Here is a 19,037-nt window from a genome sequence, read left to right as displayed (position 1 = left end):
ACGCGGTGCTGGACGCCACCGCACGCGCATCGTCGCCGCTCAGTGCGGCGAATCCTCCTTCGCATCCTTCGAGAACTGCACGGCGATCGCGCCGACCACGCAGATCGCCGCGACATACACCACCGGTGCGAGCGGATTCGACTTCATCATCAGCGACACGATCACCGGCGTGAGGCCGCCGAAGATCGCATACGCGACGTTGTACGAGAACGAGATGCCCGAGAAGCGCACGACGGCCGGGAAGCTCTTGACCATCACGAACGGCACCGCGCCGATCGTGCCGACCATGAAGCCCGCGATTCCGTAGTAGAGCGGCAGCGTCGACGCGTCGGCCGCGACTTGCACGAACAGCAGGTAGTAGCACGCGGCCAGCCCGATGCCGCCGATGCCGAGCACGCGCTTCGCGCCGATCCAGCCCGCGAGCGAACCCGCGGTGATGCAGCCGGCCGTCAGGCACAGCGTCGCGACGCTGTTCGCGAACAGCGTCGTCGCGGGTGTCAGGTGGAACTGCTTCTGCAGCAGCGCGGGCGTCATCAGGATCACGACGACGATCGCGGCCGACAGCATCCACGTGAGCAACATCGACACGATCACCGCGCGGCCGTGGTCGCGCAGCACGGCCTTCAGCGGAATCTCGGCCGCGAGCGCCTTCTTCGCCTTCATCTCGGCGAACACCGGCGTCTCGTGCAGCCAGCGGCGCAGGTACACCGAGAACAGGCCGAACACGCCGCCGAGCAGGAACGGGATGCGCCACGCGAACGCGCCGACTTCGGCGCTCGAGTAGCGGCTGTTGATGCCGGCGGCCACCAGCGAGCCGAGCAGGATGCCGGCCGTCAGGCCCGCGGTCAGCGTGCCGCACGCATAGCCGATGTGGCGCGACGGCACGTGCTCGGACACGAACACCCATGCGCCCGGCACTTCGCCGCCGACGGCCGCGCCCTGCAGCACGCGGAACAGCAGCAGCAACACCGGCGCGAGGATGCCGATCGTGTCGTAGGTCGGCAGCAGGCCCATCAGCAGCGTCGGCACGGACATCATCAGCACGCTCAGCGTGAACATCCGCTTGCGGCCGAACAGGTCGCCGAAGTGCGCCATGATCACGCCGCCGAGCGGACGCGCGAGATAGCCGGCCGCGAAGATGCCGAACGTCTGCAACTGGCGCAGCCAGTCGGGAATGTCGTGCGGGAAGAACAGTTGCCCAATCGCCGGCGCGAAGAACACGAAGATGATGAAGTCGTAGAACTCGAGGGCGCCGCCGAGTGCGGCAAGGCCAAGGGTCTTGTAGTCGCTGCGCGTGAGCGCGCGTTCGGCGGCGCGAGGCACGCCGCTCAATTCGGAAGCTTGCATGGTCAGGACGATTGGTTTTCGAATAGTGTTGTCGGTGCTGCGTCTCCAGGGCCCGCTTTTCGGCATGGACTGACAAGGCGCGGCTTGCGTCGTCGAAGCGTGCCGCGTGCCGGGTGAGGCACGAAACACGCGCCGCCGCACCGGGATGGGGCGCGGCGGAGACGAAGCGTCAAAGCGGGTGGGGGGATTCTACAGGAGCGCGAAATGCACGCGCGTGGGTGCGCGCCGAGGAACGGTTCGGACCGTGAAGCCGAAGCAGACGCAGAAGCGCGCGCGGCGCGGGCGGCCGGTGAGCCGCTGACGCGCCGCGCGGGGCAGGGTTTTGCGTATCAGTTGCCGGCGATCGTATCGACCGGCTTGAACGCGCCGTGCTCGACCTTGTAGATCGTCACCGGCGCATCCCTCAGGTCGCCTTTCGTGTCGTACGCGATGCTGGGGGCCGACACGCCCTTGACCGACACCTTGCCGAGATACGGCGTGTACACCTTCGGGTCGGTCGAGTTCGCGTCCTTCATCGCGGTGAGCAGCGCGATCGTGCCGTCGTACGAGTACGGCGAGTAGGTGACCACGTCTTCGTTGAAGCGCGCCTTGTAGCGTGCCGCGTAGCCGGCGAAGCCCGGCATCTTCTCCTTCGGCAGCCCGCCCATGTAGACGATCGCGCCTTCGGCCGCGTCGCCGCCGACCTTCAGGAACGTCGGCGAGCGCGACATCTCGCCCGTCACGAACGCCGACTTCATCCCGAGCTGGCGCATCTTGCGGATCATCGGCGACGATTGCGCGTCGCCGCCGCCGTAGAAGATCGCGTCCGGGTTCATCCCCTTGAGGTTGGTCAGGATCGCGGAGAAATCGAGTGCCTTGTCGTTCGTGAAATCGCGCTTGATGATCGTGCCGCCCGCCGCTTCGACGGCCTTCGCGAATTCGTCGGCGATGCCCTGGCCGTAGGCCGTGCGGTCGTCGATGATCGCGATGCGCTTGAAGCGCAGCGTCTTCACCGCGTACGTGCCGACGATGCGGCCCGCCTGCGCGTCGCTCGTCAGCAGCCGGTAGGTCGTCTTGTAGCCGCGCGCCGTGTATTGCGGCGACGTGGCCATCGAGATCTGCGGCAGCCCCGCGCGATCGTACAGGTCGGACGCGGGAATGCTCGTGCCCGAGTTGAAGTGCCCGATGATCCCGCGGACGTTGTCGTCGATCAGCCGCTGCGCGACGGTCGTGCCGGTGCGCGGGTCGGCCTGGTCGTCCTGCGAGTCGAGCTGGAACGTGACGGGCTTGCCGCCGATCGTCGGACGCGTCGCGTTGAAATCGGCGATCGCGAGCTGCACGCCCTTCTGCATGTCCGTGCCGTAGTTCGACTGCGGGCCGGTCAGCGGTGCGGCGAAACCGATCTTGACGACGTCGGCGGCCATGGCGTGCGCGCCCGACAGTGCGCAGGCAGCGGCCAGCGCGACGTGCGATACCTTCAGCTTCACTTTCACTTCCCCTTGATGGCGTGGTTGGGCCGCCGCCGGCTGGCGGGCCGGCGCCGGTAAACCGGGCGAGACGGTTCGGTCGGCAGGCCGATGCGAGGGCCATGCGTGCGTGCCGCGTGCTGCCCGGGCTGTGCCGGAATCGGCGCACCTGATGGCCGATTCCGCAGGCCATGCATGCCGATTGCTGCCGCGGCGTGAGGTCGTCTCGTGACCGTGAAGCGAAGTCTAGATAGCGAAAATGCGTGCGTCTTGCGCGTTCGATGCGCGGCCGGCGACGATATCGGCATATCGTCGATAACCCTGATATATGCCGAAATCGTCACGCCGAATGCGCAAACGCGCCAAGACGCTGCACGTTCGCATTTTTATGCTGGCGAGTTCGGGCGTACGGTGCCGGTGTGCGAATGCGCAGTCCGCGCGTGGCGTGTCGGCACCGACGCACGCGGGGTGGCTGCGTCGACACAAGCGGATTCGCGGCGGGCCGCCGCACGCTCGACGCAGTGGTTGCGCGCGCAACCTATGTCGCATGACGATGCCGGCCGATCGGCGGTACGTTGCGACGGCCGCCGCCAACTTGCCCGCCTTTGCGATCGGCGCGACGCGATCGAAGGGGCGCTTCTATAATCGACGCCATCTGCCACTCGCATTGCGGTTGCCGGGATGACGCCCTTGCTTGCCGTACCGCCCATGAGCCTGTCCGAACCGTTGCGCTACCAGCCCGACAACGCCGATTTCGGCGCGATGCTTGCGCACTTCCGCCTGCTCGAACCGGTGTTCGATGCACTGCCGGACGTCGCGTTCTTCGTGAAGGATGCGGGCGGCCGCTACGCGATCGTCAATCGCACGCTGGCGATGCGCTGCGGCTACAAGGACAAGCGCGACCTGCTCGGCAAGACGGCCGACGAAGTGTTTCCGCGCCGCTTCGGCCGCAGCTATTTCGAGCAGGACATGGCGACGATCAACGCCGGCCAGCAACTGGTGGACCAGCTCGAACTGCACCTGTATCCGGGCCGTCAGCCGGGCTGGTGCCTGACCTGCAAGGAGCCGCTGCGCGACGCCGCGGGCAGGGTGGTCGGCCTCGCGGGCATCTCGCGCGACCTGAAGGCGCACGAGGGATCGCACCCGGCGTACAGCCGGCTCGCCGACGTCGTCCAGCACATCCAGGATCACTACGTGCAGCCGCTGAACCTGAAGCAGCTCGCGCAGATGGCGGGGATGTCGGTCGCGCAGCTCGAACGCTACTTCCACAAGGTGTTCCACCTGACGCCGCGCCAGGTGCTGCTGAAGACGCGGCTCGACGCGGCCACCGCGCTGCTCGTCACGCACGACAAGGTGACCGACGTCGCGGCGCTATGCGGCTATACGGATCACAGCGCGTTCACGCGCCAGTTCAAGGCGACGGTCGGCGTCACGCCGACGGAATACCGGTTGATGCTGCAGGAGCGGGCAGGGTGACGCGACACGCCGGCAGGGCCGGCGAGTCGCTGGGAATCGGGGTGATGCGGGAAAACGCGAAAGGGATGAAAACGGCGGCTCAGCGGTAGCCGAGCCCTTTCAGGACGGCGGTGCCGTCTTCGGTCAGCCGGAAGCTGGGTGCCGTTTCGGTGTCGAGCTTGACCATCTCGACGAGACCGGCTTCCTGCAGCGCAGGCAGTTCGGGTTTGGCATTGGCGCCGATCGGTGCGTGCAGCAGCACGAGCAGCGTCGCGATTTCATGATGACTGAGCAGGCGGCGCAGCATCGTCTTCTTTGCAGGGGGCGCGGCCGGGCGGCCCGCGGGTGCTTCTACGGCGCTCATCGCTTTCCTCCTTTTCGAGATAACCATCGGGTACTGGCTGCGGATGGTGCCGTCGAAGACTTAAGCGATTCTTAAAACCGCACGGGGCGACGGGATGCTGCGCTGCGGTATGGGTTACGGGATGTAACGCCATATGGGAAGCGGTTTCCGGCCCGATCGCGGCGAGCCGCGCGGGCGGGGGCGCGGCCGAGCGATTCACCACGATGGTGCGCGCAGGACGCGGCCCTTTGAAGCAGCCGCGGGCCGCGAATGTGATGCGCCCCTTGAATCCCGGTCGGCTTCCTTCCGTTACTTCCTGCGCTGCGCCTGTGCGGCGAGCCGCACGGCCGCATTCGTCGCGCCGTAGCCGTCGTATCCGCCGCGCCGCTCGACGATCTCGAGCGAGAAGCGGTTGTCGACCAATTCTGTATACGCGTGCAGGAATTCGCCGCCGTGCTCGTCGCGGTCGTACAGCAGGTGATGCGTGCTCAGCGTGTCGATCAGCTCGTCCGGCAGCGCGTAGCGCGCGGCGAGATCGTCGTAGTAGTTCGGCGGAATGCGCAGGAACGGAATGCCGTCGGCCGCGAACGCGGCGATCGTCTTCACGATGTCGTCCGTGCGGAACGCGACGTGGTTCAGCCCCGTGCCGTGGTAGCGGTCGAGCGATTCGGCGACCGCCGTGTGCCGGTCGACCGACGCGTTCAGCGCGATCCGCACCGAGCCGTCGGCGCTGCGCACCGCGCGGCTGCGCATCAGCCCGTACGGGTCGGGCACGAGCCAGCTGCGTTCCGCCTCGAAGCCGAATGCCGTCTTGAAGAACAGGATCCACGTATCGAGCGCATCGGCCGGCAGCGCAAGGCATACGTGGTCGATACCCGTGAGCGGGCCGACTTCGCTCGGGCCGTCGATGTCGGTCAGCACGAAATCCGATTCGTACAGCGTCGGCGCGTTCGGCGCTTCGTCGACGAAGTATTCGAGGCTGCCGTCCGGCGCCTGCACGCTCGGCAGCACGCGCTCGTTCGGCCCGACGCGGCCGGAGAACGGCGCATAGCCGAAGCCGGCCGCGCGTTCGAACGCCACTTTCGCGTCGTCGACACGGAATGCCGATGCGCACAGCGACAGCCCGTGCTGCTGGAAGAACGCATCGGCGAACGAGTCGCGCTCCGCATTCAGCACGATCGACGCGGCGCCGTGCTGGAACAGCGTCACGTCCTTCGAGCGATGGCGGCCCGCGAGCCGGAAGCGCATCCGGCCGAGCCATTCACCGACGGTCGCCGCCGCCTGCGCGTCGACCGCGAATTCGATGAACTGGAACCCGACGTGCGCCGGCGGCGCGGGCGGCGCGAACAGCGGTTGGCCGGCGGCCGGTGCGCGGCCGTCCTGCGCGAGCCGCTCGCGCGTCAGTTCTTCCAGATAAAGCAGCGAACGATGCCCGTCGGCGGCGGTGATCGCGGTCGGCGCGGCGCGGAAGCCGTCGTTGAAGATCTCGAGCGACAGCGGCCCCGTATAGCCCGACTGGATCACGCGCGCGGTGAAGCGTGCGAGGTCGAAGTCGCCCTGGCCCGGGAACGAGCGGAAATGGCGGCTCCATTCGAGCACGTCCATCACGAGCTTCGGCGCATCGGCGATCTGCACGAACGCGATCCGGTCGCCGGGGATGTCCGCGATCGCGTCCGGCGAATCGTCGAGCGACAGCGTGTGGAAGCTGTCGAGCGCCAGGCCGAGGTGCGGGCTGTTCACGGCATTCACGAGTTTCCACGCATGGCCGTAGCGCTTCACGACGCGGCCCCACGCGAGCGCTTCGTACGCGGCGACCACGCCGGCCTGCCGCGCGGCTTCGGCGAGCGCGCCGAGCTGGTCGACGAGCAGCCCGTCATTCGCGATCGTGTCGGCCGACACGTTGCTGCACACCAGGATGCGGTCGGTGCCGAGCCCATGCATCACGTCGAACTTGCGCTTGATCCGGTCGAGGTTGCGGGCGAGCTGGGCCGCGCTTACCCCCTCGAAGTCGCGAAACGGCTGGAACAGCACGATGTCGAGGCCGAGATCGGCGGCCATGCGCCGGACGTCGGCCGGCGATCCATCGAAGTAGACGAGGTCGTTTTCGAAGATTTCGACGCCGTCGAAGCCTGCGGCCTGGACGGCGGCGAGTTTCTCGGCGAGCGTGCCGGACAGTGACACGGTGGCGATCGAGCGCTGCATGGGCGATTCCTGAGGATGAGCGGGCATGGCGTCGGCCGAACCGACCCTGAATGAACCAGTCATTGAGTTCCTGACGGGCGCCATATCCCGAATTTACTAGGCTGGTGATGCATATTGTACAAACTAACTAGGTGGTACAAATTAGCGAAAACCCGAAAAGACAGCCCGCTTGCACGGGCGCACACTAGCGCCACATTCCGATGTCTTCGGGGCGGCGCCGATCGTGGTCCGCCCCTGTTTCAGGAGCAGAAACACGATGAGCAAGCACAAGGTGCTCGTGCTGAACGGCCCGAACCTGAATTTGTTGGGCACACGCGAGCCCCATATTTACGGCGCGGAAACGCTCGCCGATGTCGAGCAGCGCTGCCGTACGGCGGGCGAGGCGCTCGGGCTGGAAATCGACTTCCGCCAGTCGAACGCCGAGCACCAGCTGATCGACTGGCTGCATGCCGCGCGTCATGACACGCACGGCATCGTGATCAACCCGGCCGCCTATACGCATACGTCGGTGGCGCTGGCCGATGCGCTTTCCGCGATCGCGAAGCCGGTGATCGAAGTGCATATCTCGAACGTGCATCGCCGCGAGGCGTTCCGGCACCATTCCTATGTGTCGGCGCTCGCCGAAGCCGTGATCTGCGGCTGCGGCACCGAAGGCTACGTGTTCGCGCTGCAGCGTCTGGCGACGCTGTTCGCGCAGGGAGCCGCGCGATGAGCCGCCCGTCGTTTCTGATCGGCCTGATCGGCCAGGGCATCGGCGGCTCGCTGTCGCCCGCGATGCACGAGGAAGAAGGCTTCCGCCAGGGGTTCGGCTATGTCTACCGGCGCATCGATCTCGACGTGCTGGGCGTGACCGTCGACGCGCTGCCGCAACTGCTCGACGCCGCGCAGCGGATGGGCTTCAACGGGCTGAACATCACGCATCCGTGCAAGCAGCGCGTGATCGAGCACCTCGATGAATTGTCGGACGATGCGCGCGCGCTCGGCGCGGTGAACACCGTGCTGTTCAAGGACGGCAAGCGGATCGGCCACAACACCGACTGGTCGGGTTTCGCGAAATCGTTCCGCCGCGGGTTGCCCGGCGCGTCGCTCGAACGCGTCGTCCAACTCGGCGCGGGCGGCGCGGGCGCGGCCGTGGCGCACGCAGCGCTGCAGATGGGCGCGGCCGAACTGACGATTTTCGATGTCGACGGTACGCGCGCCGCCGCGCTCGCGGCCGAGCTGCAGCAGCGCTTCCCGGCGGCCCGCGTCGTGCAGGGCGACGATCTCGCGGCCTCGATGCGCGCCGCGACGGGCCTGATCCACTGCACGCCCACCGGCATGGCCAAGCATCCGGGCCTGCCGCTGCCGGCCGAACTGCTCGACGCGGGCATGTGGGTGGCCGACATCGTGTACTTCCCGCTCGAAACCGAACTGATCCACGCGGCGCGCGCGGCCGGTTGCGCCACGCTGCCGGGCGGCGGGATGGCCGTCTACCAGGCGGTCGACGCGTTCGAGATCTTCACCGGACGCACGCCCGACGCCGAGCGGATGTTCGAACACTTTCAGTCGCTCGTCGCGCGCTGACCCCTTCCATAAAGAGAGACCAGGAGACGACCATGCAGCACACCACCCACACGAGCGCCGCGCCGGCGCAGGCGTCCGGCACCGTCCGGCGCACTTCGGCGCGCTACAAGATTCTCGCGCTGCTCGCGATCGGCACGATGATCAACTATCTCGACCGCACCGTGCTGGGGGTGGCTGCGCCTCAGCTCACCAAGGAGCTCGGCATCAACGCGGCCGTGATGGGCATCATGTTTTCCGCATTTTCGTGGACGTATGTCGCGATGCAGGTTCCCGGCGGCCTGTTCCTCGACCGCTTCGGCAGCAAGATCACCTATTACTGGTCGATGACGCTGTGGTCGTTGTGCACGTTCCTGCAAGGCTTCGTGCCGGGCGTCGCGACGCTGCTCGCGTGCCGGCTCGGCCTCGGGGTGACGGAAGCGCCGTGCTTCCCGACCAACAGCCGCGTCGTCGCGACGTGGTTCCCGCAGAACGAGCGTGCGATGGCGACGGGGACCTACACCGTCGGCGAGTACATCGGCCTCGCGTTCTTCAGCCCGGTGCTGTTCGCGCTGATGGGGGCGTTCGGCTGGCGCTCGCTGTTCTGGGTCGTCGGCGCGGTGGGTATCGTGTTCGGCCTGGTCTGGTGGAAGTTCTATCACGAGCCGCGCAACCATCCGGGTGCGAATTCGGAGGAGCTGGCCTATATCGAGGCGGGCGGCGGTCTCGTACACGGTGCGCGCAAGAGCGGCGACAAGGGCGACAAGCCGGCGCAGGCCAAGTTCAGCTGGTCGATGGTCGGCAAACTGGTGAAGAAGCGCCAGCTCGCGGGCATCTGCCTCGGCCAGTTCGCCGGCAACTCGACGCTCGTGTTCTTCCTGACCTGGTTCCCGACCTACCTCGCCACCGAACGCCACATGGGCTGGCTGAAGATCGGCTTCTTCGCGGTGATGCCGTTCATCGCCGCGTCGGTCGGCGTGATGTTCGGCGGGATCTTCTCCGACTGGCTGCTGCGTCGCGGCAAGTCCGCGAACCTCGCGCGCAAGCTGCCGATCATCGCGGGCCTGCTGCTCGCATCGACGATCATTCTCGCGAACTACGTGCAGAGCAACGAAGCCGTGATCGCGATCATGTCGGTCGCATTCTTCGCGCAGGGGATGGCCGCCCTTGGCTGGACGCTCGTGTCGGACATCGCGCCGGACGGCCTGCTCGGCGTCACGGGCGGCATCTTCAACTTCGCGGCGAACCTGGCGGGCATCGTCACGCCGCTCGTGGTCGGCTTCATCGTCGCGTCGACCGGCTCGTTCGTCGGCGCGCTCGTGTTCATCGGCGTGATCGCGCTGGTCGGTGCAGCGTCGTACATCTTCGTGGTCGGCGACATCAAGCGGATCGAGCTGTAAGCACCGGCTCCACGCAGATCCTGTGCGTTAGCCCGGCAGCCGCAAGGCCGCCGGGCTTTTTTGCGTGGTACGGCGCTTATGCGCGCTGCACTGCGATGCCGAGCGATTCGACCGCCTGCGCAATGGCCGCGACCGCGCGGCGGATATCGTTCGAGTCGATCGCGCCGATGCAGCCGACACGGAACGTCTCGAGCTGCGTGAGCTTGCCCGGATACAGGATGAAGCCCGCGTCGCGCACCGCGTCGTAGAAGCGGCGGAAATCGTAGGCCGGGTGGTCGGGCGCGTGGAACGTGACGATCACCGGCGCCTGCACGCTCGGATCGAGGAACGGCGTGAAGCCGAGCGCGTGCATCGACTCGACCAGCGTCCGGCAGTTGTCCACATAGCGCGCGCCGCGCGCCGGCTGGCCGCCTTCGGCGAGATACTGGTCGAGCGCGGCGCGCAGCGCGGCGATCACATGCGTCGGCGGCGTGAAGCGCCACTGGCCCGTCTTGCGCAGGTACGCATATTGATCGTGCAGATCGAGCGCGAGCGACGGCGAGTTGCCTTCGCTCGCGTCGAGCGCGTCGCGTCGCACGATCGCGAACCCCATCCCCGGCACGCCTTCCAGGCATTTGCCGCTCGCCGAGATCAGCGCATCGATGCCGCTGCCGGCCAGCGTGATCGGCAGCGCGCCGAACGAGCTCATCGCGTCGACGATCAGCCGCTTGCCGTGGCGCCGGCACACGGCGGCGATGTCGTCGAGCGGGTTCAGGATGCCGGCGCTCGTCTCCAGATGCACCTGCGCGACGTGCGTGATGCGTGGCTCGCGTGCGAACGCGGCTTCGAGCGCGGCCGGATCGACGGCCGCGTCCTCGCCGAACGGCAAGGCGATCGCTTCGATACCGAGCCGGCCGAGGATCTTCAGGATGCGCGCGCAGTACGCGCCGTTGTCGGGCACCAGCACGACGCCGTCACGCGGCACCAGCGTGCCGAGCGCGGCTTCGACCGAGAACGTGCCGCTGCCCTGCATCGGCACGCACACGTATTCATCGCCGCCGTGCGCGATCGCGACGAGATCGGCGCAGACGCTGGCCGTCAGTTGATTGAACGCGGCATCCCACGAGCCCCAGTCGTGTTGCATTGCGTGGCGGGTTGTGGCGGACGTGGTGAGCGGGCCAGGCGTAAGAAGAATCGGATCGGACATGGTTTTCCTCTGCAAAGATCGGAAGAAACGCCGGGCGGCATTTCTGAATGACTTGCATGATATTGGCAAAATGTGTCATTTTTTGGAAATTGCCGCATTCGTCACGGGTTTGTCATCGAACGCTGTGATCCTTCGCTTGCCGCGCGAAACCTAACCTCGGCGCGGTAGCGAGGCGGGCCGTCGCTCGGCCTTGCCCGGAGATAACAGGAGAGCCGGATCGTGCCCCGGCCATTTGGTGTTCCGCCTACGGAGAAGTCAGATGACACTGCAGAAACCCTCGCGCGCCGCTGCCGGCGCGTTCCGCAAGCTTGCGCTGGCCGCCAGCGTCGCCGGCCTGATGGGCGCCGCGCTGCCCGCACATGCGGCGAACGCGGTCGTGCTGTATACGGCAGACGGCCTTGAGAACCTCTATCGCGATGTACTGCCGGCTTTCGAGAAGAAGGAAGGCGTCAAGGTCAACATCGTGACGGCGGGCAGCGGTGAAGTCGTCAACCGCGCGAACATCGAGAAGAACTCCCCGAAGGCCGACGTGATCGTCACGCTGCCGCCGTTCATTCAGCAAGCTGGCCAGATGGGCCTGCTGCAGCCGTACCAGAGCGTGAACTACAAGAACGTGCCGGCCATCGCGAAGGCTGAAGACGGCACGTGGGCAACGTTCGTGAACAACTACTTCTCGTTCGCGATCAACCCGGACGTCGTGAAGAGCCAGCCGAAGACGTTCGCCGACCTGCTCGCGCCGGCCTACGCCGGCAAGGTCGCGTACTCGAACCCGGCCACCGCCGGCGACGGGATGGCCGTGCTGATCCTGACGACGTCGCTGATGGGCGAGGACAAGGCGTTCGACTACCTCGCGAAGCTGTCGCAGAGCGTGAAGTTCCACACGAAGGGCACGGGCTACCTGAACGTGCTGCTGTCGCGTAACGAAATCAGCGTCGCGAACGGCGACCTGCAAATGGACCTCGACGATGCCGAACACGGCGCGCTGTCCGTCAAGCCGATCTTCCTGGCCGCGAAGGAAGGCGACCAGCCGACCACGTTCCAGCTCCCGTACGGCATCGGCCTGATCAAGAGCGGCCCGAACCAGGACGCCGGCAAGAAGCTGATCGACTACCTGATGTCGACGGACGTGCAGTCGAAGGTGCCTGACATGTACGGCATCCCGGGCCGCACGGACGTGCCGCTGGCCGGCAAGAACGGCGAAGCGGTCAAGAAGGCGATCGCGGGCGTGAAGCTGATCCCGGTCGACTGGACCCAGGTGATGGCGAAGAAGCCGGTGTGGATCGAGCGCTGGAAGAAGGACGTGATCGGCAGCTCGGGCAAGCAGCTCGACGTCGTCAAGCCGAAGTGATCGGCGCACGCCGCCTGTATTTGTGAGCAAGAGGATGAACCCGGTGGAAACCGCCCTGACCCATCCCGGCGCATTCGGCGCCGCCGAACCGCAGGCTACGCTGCGGTCCGGCGCGCCGGGCGGCGTGCAGATCGAACACCTGAGCGTGCGCTACGGCGCACGCACGGTGCTGGAAGATCTGTCGCTGTCGATCGGTGCCGGTGAATTTCTGACCGTGCTCGGCAAGAGCGGCTGCGGCAAGACCACGCTGCTGCGCTTCATCGCCGGGTTCGTGAAGGCCGACGGCCTGACCGGCACGCTGACCGTTGCCGGACGCGACCTGACCTATGCGCCGCCGCACAAGCGCAATCTTGGTCTGCTGTTCCAGAATTACGCGCTGTTCCCGCACCTGACGGTGTTCGAGAACGTCGCATTCGGGCTGCGCGCACGCGGCATGGCGTCGTCGGAAGTGACGCGCCGCGTCGCCGATGCGCTGAAGCTCGTGCAGCTCGGCGATGCGGGCCATCACCTGCCCGCGCAACTGTCGGGCGGGATGCAGCAGCGCGTCGCGCTGGCGCGCGCGCTCGTGATCGAGCCGGACGTGCTGCTGCTCGACGAGCCGCTGTCGGCGCTCGACGCCAACCTGCGCGCCTCGGTGCGCAGCGAACTGAAGGCGCTGCACGAGCGCCTGCCGAACCTGACCGTCGTCTGCGTCACGCATGACCGCGACGATGCACTCGTGCTGTCCGATCGCGCGCTGCTGATGCGCGACGGCCACATCGCGCAACTCGGCACGCCGCAGCAGCTGTACGACGCGCCGCAGGACGGCTACGTCGCACGCTATCTCGGCCCGGCGAACCTGCTGCCGCCGCACGTGATCTTCCCGCTCGGCGATCCGCGCCACGAAGTGCGCGGCAAGGTGGCCTGCGTGCGCCCCGAGCGCCTGACCCTGATGCCGCCCGCCGCAGGCGGGCTGCACGGCACGGTGTCGTCGGTCGAATGGCAAGGCGCGGACCTGTCGATCGCGGTCACGATCGATGCGGCGCCCGACGAGCCGGTGCGCGTCACGATGCAACGCGGCCGCGGTGCGGCTCCCGAGCGCGGTGCGCGCGTTTCCCTGCATTGCGAGGCAGACGATGTCGTCCTTATCGAGCCCTGAAGCCGGCCTGCCGCCGCACGTGCTCGCGTCGGCCGCTGCGCACGCTGCCGCCGCGCGGCGCCGCAAGCGCATGGGCGACCTGCACCTGGCCGCGCTCGCGATCGTCCTGCTCGGACCGCTCGTCGTCTATCCGCTGGTGCGGCTCGTGCTGCTGAGCGTGTCGGGCGACCATGGGCTGAGTTTCGCCGCGTACCGCACGTTCTTCGGCAACCCCGATACGCGCAGCGTGCTGCTGACCACACTCGGCGTGCTGTTCGCGAGCGCCGGCACCGCGTCGGTGCTCGGCGTGCTGCTGGCCGCGCTGCTGTTCTTCAAGCCGTTTCCGGGCGCGTCGCTCGTCACGCGTTTCCTGGAACTGTACGTCGCGTTCCCGTCGTTCCTCGTCGCGTTCACGCTGATCTTCCTGTACGGCTCGCAAGGCTCGATCAGCATCGCGCTGCAGCACCTGTTCCATCTCGAGAATCCGCCGCTCGATTTCCTGTTCGGCATCGGCGGCGTGATTCTCGCGCAGACCGTGTTCTATACGCCGTTCGTCGTGCGCCCGACGCTCGCGTCGTTCGCGACGCTCGACCTGCGGCTGATCGAAGCCGCGCGCAGTCTCGGCGCGTCCGGCTGGATGCTGGCACGTCGCGTCGTGCTGCCGATCGCGTGGCCGGGCATCGCCGCCGGTACCGTGCTGTGTTTCCTGCTGACGCTGAACGAATTCGGGATTCTGCTCGTGCTCGGCAGCGCGCGGCTCGTGACGCTGCCGGTTGCGATCTACAGCAGCGCGACGGTCGACCTGGACCTGCCGACCGCGTCGGCAGGCGCGGTCGTGATGCTCGCGCTGTCGCTGGCGCTGTATGCGGTTTATCGCCGGGTGAACCGGCGTGCGACGGGAGGGAACGATGTCCGCTGAATTCCGTATCGGGCAAGCCGTGCCGCGCCACCAGATCGGCTGGGGCGACACGGTGCTCAAGCATGCGTCGCGCGCGGCGCTCGCGCTGGCCGCGTTCGCGTGCTTCTGGCTGTTCGTGTTGCCGGTCATCGTCGTCGCGCTGTCGAGCGTGTCGACGCAGTGGTCGGGCACGATTCTGCCGGCCGGCTACAGCCTGCGCTGGTTCGAGCGGCTCGGGTCGCCGGAATACGATGCGCTGCTGACGAGCCTGGAAATCGGCTTCGGCGTGTCGGCGGTCGGCACGATTCTCGGGCTGTGGCTCGCGCTGGCGCTCGAGGGACGTGACCGGCGCGGCCTTGGCGCGGTGGTCGACGCGCTCGTGATGGTGCCGAACGGTGTGCCTAGCGTTGTACTGGGGCTCGCGGTGCTGATCGCGTATCACCAGAAGCCGGTCGACCTGTCGAGCTCGGCGGCGATCGTCGTGCTCGTGCAGCTCGCGCTGATCTTGCCGTTCTGCTATCGCTGCGCGGCCGCCGCGCTGCGTCCGGAACTGACCGTGCTGCGCGAAGCGGCGGCAAGCCTCGGTGCCCCGCCCGCGATGGTGCTGCACCGCGTGCTGCTGCCGCAGCTCGTGCCGGTGCTGCGCGCGAGCCTCGCGCTCGGTTTCGCGCTGTCGCTCGGTGAGCTCGGCGCGACGCTGACGGTTTATCCGCCCGGCTTCGCCACCGTGCCGATCGTCGTGATCGGCCAGGTGGAGCGCGGGTATTACCTTCCGGCATCGGCACTGTCGCTGCTGATGCTCGGCGCGTCGCTCGCGGCGCTGCTACTGATCGCTGCGCGCGTGCCGCGCGGCAAGCGGGTGGCATCATGAACGCCGCGTTCGCCTTGCGCCAGCCTGGTGAAGCGTCGGCGGCCGGCGCATCGACGGGGCTCGCGGGACGTTCCGTCGACGTCAACGGCCGGCATTACCGGCTGCCGGTCGAGCCGACCGTCGTCGTCTGCGTCGACGGCTGCGAGTACGACTATCTCGAACGGGCGGTGGCAGCGGGCGTCGCGCCGTTCATCGGCCGGATGATCGCGGAAGGCACGGCCTGGCGCGCCGACTGCGTCGTGCCGACCTTCACCAACCCGAACAACCTGTCGATCGTCTGCGGCGTGCCGCCGTCGGTCCACGGGATCTGCGGCAACTATTTCTGGGATCCGGCCGCCGACGGCGGGCGCGGTGCCGAAGTCATGATGAACGACCCGGCCTACCTGCGGGCCGGCACGCTGCTCGCGGCGGCGTCCGACGCCGGTGCGCGGGTCGCCGTCGTGACGGCGAAGGACAAGCTGCGCCGGCTGCTCGGCTGGCAGCTGAACGGCATCTGCTTTTCGGCCGAGAAGGCTGCGCAGGCGAATCTCGCGGAAAACGGGATCGTCGACGTACTCGACTGGGTCGGCCTGCCGTCGCCGGACGTCTATAGCGCGGCGTTGTCCGAATTCGTGTTCGCGGCCGGCGTGCGGCTTGCGCAGACGCGCCAGGTCGACCTGATGTACCTGTCGACCACCGATTACGTACAGCACAAGTGCGAGCCGGGGAGTGCCGGCGCGAACGCGTTCTACGCGATGATGGATGGCTACCTTGCGCAGCTCGACGCGCTCGGCTGGGCGATCGGCCTCACGGCCGACCACGGGATGAACGCCAAGCACGATCCCGCGACGGGCCGGCCGAACGTCATCTATCTGCAGGACGCATTCGACGGCTGGTACGGCGCGCAGGCCGCGCGCGTGATCCTGCCGATCACGGATCCGTACGTCGTGCACCACGGCGCGCTTGGCTCGTTTGCGACCGTCTATCTGGCGCCTGGCGTGGACCGCGCCGAGGCGATGTGGCGCGTCGGCGGCCTCGACGGCGTCGAGCTCGTGCTCGACAACGCGGAAGCCGCCGCCCGTTTCGAGCTGCCGGCCGACCGGATCGGCGATCTCGTCGTAATCGGCCGCCGTGACATGACGCTCGGCACGCGCGAGCGCGAACACGATCTGTCGGGCCTCACGGTGCCGCTGCGTTCGCATGGCGGCGTGTCGGAGCAGGAAGTGCCGCTGCTGTTCAATCGCCGTATCGAGCCGGCCGATCCCGCGCGTCGCCCGCGCAACTTCGACGTGTTCGATTTCGTGCTGAACCGGGTCGCGACATGATGGCTCATCCCCGACACGATCACCCGGCGTTTCGTGCAGAGGCGCTGCGCTGGTGCGGCACGCGCGCGACGCGGGAACGCACGCTCGACGTCATGGACCCTTACACGGGCACGCGCGTCGGGACGGTGCCGCTGGCGAGCGTCGACGATGTGCGCGCGGCATTCGACTATGCGATGGCGTACCGGCCGAAGCTCACGCGGTACGAGCGTTCGCAGATCCTCGAGCGTGCGGCCGCGCTGCTGCGCGAGCGCACCGAGGAAGCGTCCGACCTGATCACGCTCGAATCGGGGCTGTCGAAACAGGACTCGCGCTACGAGATCGGCCGCGTGGCCGACGTGTTGAAGTTTGCGGCGGTCGAGTCGCTGCGCGACGACGCGCAGAGTTTCTCGTGCGACCTGACGCCCCACGGCAAGGCGCGCCGCGTGTTCTCGCAGCGGCAGCCGCTCGACGGTGTGATCGTCGCGATCACGCCGTTCAATCATCCGATGAACCAGGTGGCGCACAAGATCGCGCCGGCGATCGCGACCAACAACCGCGTGATCGTGAAGCCGTCGGAGAAGGTGCCGCTGTCGGCGTTCTACCTGGCCGACCTGCTGTATGAAGCCGGGCTGCCGGAGCCGATGCTGCAGGTGCTGACCGGCGATCCGCGCGAGATCGCGGACGAACTCGTCACGCATCCGCATGCGTCGCTGATTACGTTTACGGGCGGCGTGGCGATCGGCAAGGCGATTGCCGCGCGGGCCGGCTACCGCCGCATCGTGCTGGAACTGGGCGGCAACGATCCGCTGATCGTGCTCGACGATGCCGATCTCGACCGCGCGACGTCGCTGGCCGTGCTCGGCTCGTACCGGAATTCGGGCCAGCGCTGCACGGCCGTCAAGCGGATGCTGGTGCAGCGTTCGATCGCGCCGGCGTTTACCGAGTTGCTCGTCGAGAAGACGCATGCATGGAAGTACGGCGATCCGTTCGATCCCGCGAACGAAATGGGCACGGTGATCGACGAGGAAGCGGCGCGGCTGTTCGAGGCGCGAGTGGAAGAGGCGGTCGCGCAGGGAGCGCGCCTGCTGACCGGCAACGTGCGGCGCGGCGCGCTGTATGCGCCGACCGTGCTCGACAACGTCGATCCGTCGATGACGCTCGTGCGCGAGGAGACCTTCGGGCCGGTCTCGCCGGTGATCACGTTCGACACGATCGACGACGCGATCCGGATCAGCAACGGGACGGCGTTCGGGCTGTCGTCGGGCGTCTGTACCGACAGCACGGCGGCGGTCGTGCGGTTCGTGAACGAGCTGAACGTCGGCACGGTGAATGTATGGGAAGTGCCCGGCTACCGGATCGAGCTGTCACCGTTCGGCGGGATCAAGGATTCGGGGCTCGGTTACAAGGAAGGCGTTCAGGAGGCGATGAAGAGCTTCACGAACCTGAAGACGTTTTCGCTGCCTTGGGAGTGAATGAATGGCATTGACGGTGGAAGAGATCCACGGGCTGTATCGCGAGCATGGCCATGTGGCCTATAGCGGCGAGCCGGTCACGCAGCTCGAGCATGCATTGCAGAGCGGATTGCTGGCCGAAGAGGCGGGGGCGGACGAAGCGCTGGTCGCGGCGGCGTTCCTGCATGACCTCGGGCATCTGCTGAATCGCCAGGGCGAGACGCCGAGCGCGCGCGGGATCGACGATCTGCATCAGTATTACGTGCTGCCGTTCCTGCGGCCGCTGTTTTCCGACGCGGTGCTGGAGCCGATCCGGCTGCACGTCGACGCGAAGCGCTGCCTGTGCCGCACGGACGCCGGCTACTTCGAGAGCCTGTCGCCGGACTCGGTGCGCAGCCTCGCGCTGCAGGGCGGCATCTTCAGTGAAGAGGAGACGGCGGCGTTCCTGCAGCGCCCGTTCGCGGAGGACGCGCTGCGCCTGCGCCGCTGGGACGATACGGCGAAGGAGGAAGGCAAGGCGACGCCGGATCTCGATCACTATATGGAGATCGTCGCGCGCCAGGTGCGCGCGGCCTGACGGTTGGGCTGCTTCCATATAAGGCCCCGCACGCGGCAGCGTGCGGGGCCTTATATTTTTTGAGAAACCCCTTGCGCAGATCGAAGAGGCTGCCTACAATCACGCCTCTTTCGCGCTAACGGAAACGCGGCGCGGGAGAAGGGAAGCAGGGCGGGTGGTGCGCAGCAGTCTGAAGCGCGCAGCTGGCCTGGAAGTTGAGCCCCGCAGTCGCAACGATGCAGTAAAAAAGTTGTTGACGAACTGCGAAACACGGTTCATAATCTCGCTTCTCTGCTGCTGAAAACGCAGCGCTGCTGGGAAACACGAAGTTCCTCGCAGAATGCTCTTTAAAAATTAACAGCCGATAAGTGTGGGCGCTTGATGAAAGCGAGCTGATCCTCGGATCAGATAGCGAAAGTATCAAGAGTCTCACACTAAAGTAAGTCAGGTTTATGAAGTGATTCATATTCCTGTCAGCTTTGAGTGAGCGACCGGTTCTTAACTGAACCGAAAACAGTAACAGGTTTAAACTGAAGAGTTTGATCCTGGCTCAGATTGAACGCTGGCGGCATGCCTTACACATGCAAGTCGAACGG

The 19,037-nt window shown here is 66.9% G+C and carries 16 protein-coding genes and 1 rRNA gene; 12 read left to right on the top strand and 5 right to left on the bottom strand.

Annotated elements, in window-relative coordinates; translation table 11 throughout:
* Nucleotides 1-39: 39 nt before the first annotated feature.
* Nucleotides 40-1,347, bottom strand: a complete 1,308-nt coding sequence (locus QZM35_RS24070; RefSeq protein WP_089429015.1) for an MFS transporter — start codon at nt 1,345-1,347, stop codon at nt 40-42.
* 329 nt (nt 1,348-1,676) lie between these two features.
* The gene (locus QZM35_RS24065; protein ID WP_301776946.1) at nt 1,677-2,813 is read right to left on the bottom strand and encodes a branched-chain amino acid ABC transporter substrate-binding protein; all 1,137 of its coding nucleotides are present in this window, start codon (nt 2,811-2,813) and stop codon (nt 1,677-1,679) included.
* A 660-nt stretch (nt 2,814-3,473) separates the two neighbouring features.
* Here QZM35_RS24065 and QZM35_RS24060 point away from each other — a divergent pair.
* Entirely contained in the window at nt 3,474-4,268 is a 795-nt protein-coding gene (locus QZM35_RS24060; protein ID WP_089429017.1) for an AraC family transcriptional regulator, read from the top strand.
* A 79-nt stretch (nt 4,269-4,347) separates the two neighbouring features.
* Here the strand turns inward: QZM35_RS24060 and QZM35_RS24055 are convergent, their stop codons facing one another.
* Together QZM35_RS24055 and QZM35_RS24050 are read right to left on the bottom strand one after the other, a co-directional pair.
* A complete protein-coding gene (locus QZM35_RS24055) occupies nt 4,348-4,611 on the bottom strand; it encodes a hypothetical protein (protein WP_039367795.1) in 264 nt (87 codons plus the stop codon).
* A gap of 288 nt (nt 4,612-4,899) precedes the next feature.
* On the bottom strand, nt 4,900-6,792 hold the full coding sequence (locus QZM35_RS24050; RefSeq protein ID WP_301776945.1) for a bifunctional sugar phosphate isomerase/epimerase/4-hydroxyphenylpyruvate dioxygenase family protein: 1,893 nt from the start codon (nt 6,790-6,792) through the stop codon (nt 4,900-4,902).
* 256 nt (nt 6,793-7,048) lie between these two features.
* Here QZM35_RS24050 and aroQ point away from each other — a divergent pair, with 256 nt between their 5' ends.
* From aroQ to QZM35_RS24035, 3 genes are read left to right on the top strand one after another with little or no spacing between them, the layout of a single operon-like run.
* Nucleotides 7,049-7,504, top strand: coding sequence for a type II 3-dehydroquinate dehydratase (gene aroQ, locus QZM35_RS24045; RefSeq protein WP_089429019.1), 456 nt, complete (start codon nt 7,049-7,051; stop codon nt 7,502-7,504).
* Entirely contained in the window at nt 7,501-8,355 is an 855-nt protein-coding gene (locus QZM35_RS24040; protein ID WP_301776944.1) for a shikimate dehydrogenase, read from the top strand. Before aroQ ends, QZM35_RS24040 begins: the two co-directional genes overlap by 4 nt.
* Before the next feature lie 32 nt (nt 8,356-8,387).
* Entirely contained in the window at nt 8,388-9,731 is a 1,344-nt protein-coding gene (locus tag QZM35_RS24035) for an MFS transporter (protein ID WP_089429021.1), read from the top strand.
* A 76-nt stretch (nt 9,732-9,807) separates the two neighbouring features.
* Here the strand turns inward: QZM35_RS24035 and QZM35_RS24030 are convergent, their stop codons facing one another.
* Nucleotides 9,808-10,917 (bottom strand): 2-aminoethylphosphonate--pyruvate transaminase, encoded by a 1,110-nt coding sequence (locus QZM35_RS24030; RefSeq protein WP_089433359.1) that lies wholly within the window; start codon nt 10,915-10,917, stop codon nt 9,808-9,810.
* Between the two features lie 259 nt (nt 10,918-11,176).
* Between QZM35_RS24030 and phnS the strand changes: the two genes are divergently transcribed.
* The 8 genes from phnS to QZM35_RS23990 all read left to right on the top strand — a co-directional run.
* Nucleotides 11,177-12,265 carry a 2-aminoethylphosphonate ABC transporter substrate-binding protein gene (gene phnS, locus QZM35_RS24025; RefSeq protein ID WP_089429023.1) on the top strand — a complete coding sequence of 363 codons (1,089 nt, stop codon included), beginning with the start codon at nt 11,177-11,179 and terminating at the stop codon, nt 12,263-12,265.
* A gap of 34 nt (nt 12,266-12,299) precedes the next feature.
* Nucleotides 12,300-13,403: a 2-aminoethylphosphonate ABC transport system ATP-binding subunit PhnT gene (gene phnT, locus QZM35_RS24020; RefSeq protein WP_174974178.1), complete on the top strand. Its 1,104-nt coding sequence runs from the start codon at nt 12,300-12,302 to the stop codon at nt 13,401-13,403.
* Nucleotides 13,381-14,301 carry a 2-aminoethylphosphonate ABC transporter permease subunit gene (locus QZM35_RS24015; protein WP_069252528.1) on the top strand — a complete coding sequence of 307 codons (921 nt, stop codon included), beginning with the start codon at nt 13,381-13,383 and terminating at the stop codon, nt 14,299-14,301. Before phnT ends, QZM35_RS24015 begins: the two co-directional genes overlap by 23 nt.
* Complete coding sequence (gene phnV, locus QZM35_RS24010) at nt 14,291-15,151, top strand: 2-aminoethylphosphonate ABC transport system, membrane component PhnV (RefSeq protein ID WP_301776943.1); 861 nt, start codon at nt 14,291-14,293, stop codon at nt 15,149-15,151. The genes QZM35_RS24015 and phnV overlap by 11 nt, the downstream gene beginning before the upstream one ends.
* The gene (phnA, locus tag QZM35_RS24005; protein WP_301776942.1) at nt 15,148-16,455 is read left to right on the top strand and encodes a phosphonoacetate hydrolase; all 1,308 of its coding nucleotides are present in this window, start codon (nt 15,148-15,150) and stop codon (nt 16,453-16,455) included. Before phnV ends, phnA begins: the two co-directional genes overlap by 4 nt.
* Nucleotides 16,452-17,906 carry a phosphonoacetaldehyde dehydrogenase gene (phnY, locus tag QZM35_RS24000; RefSeq protein ID WP_301776941.1) on the top strand — a complete coding sequence of 485 codons (1,455 nt, stop codon included), beginning with the start codon at nt 16,452-16,454 and terminating at the stop codon, nt 17,904-17,906. The genes phnA and phnY overlap by 4 nt, the downstream gene beginning before the upstream one ends.
* A gap of 4 nt (nt 17,907-17,910) precedes the next feature.
* A complete protein-coding gene (locus QZM35_RS23995) occupies nt 17,911-18,462 on the top strand; it encodes a phosphonate degradation HD-domain oxygenase (RefSeq protein ID WP_089475711.1) in 552 nt (183 codons plus the stop codon).
* A gap of 506 nt (nt 18,463-18,968) precedes the next feature.
* Nucleotides 18,969-19,037: ribosomal RNA gene (locus QZM35_RS23990) — 16S ribosomal RNA — on the top strand; the annotation flags it as partial.

Origin of the sequence: Burkholderia sp. AU45274 (genome assembly GCF_030482505.1) — a bacterium.
Taxonomy (GTDB): Bacteria; Pseudomonadota; Gammaproteobacteria; order Burkholderiales; family Burkholderiaceae; genus Burkholderia.
Note: the sequence above shows the minus strand (reverse complement) of the source record. Positions and strands in the feature narration are given on the sequence as shown.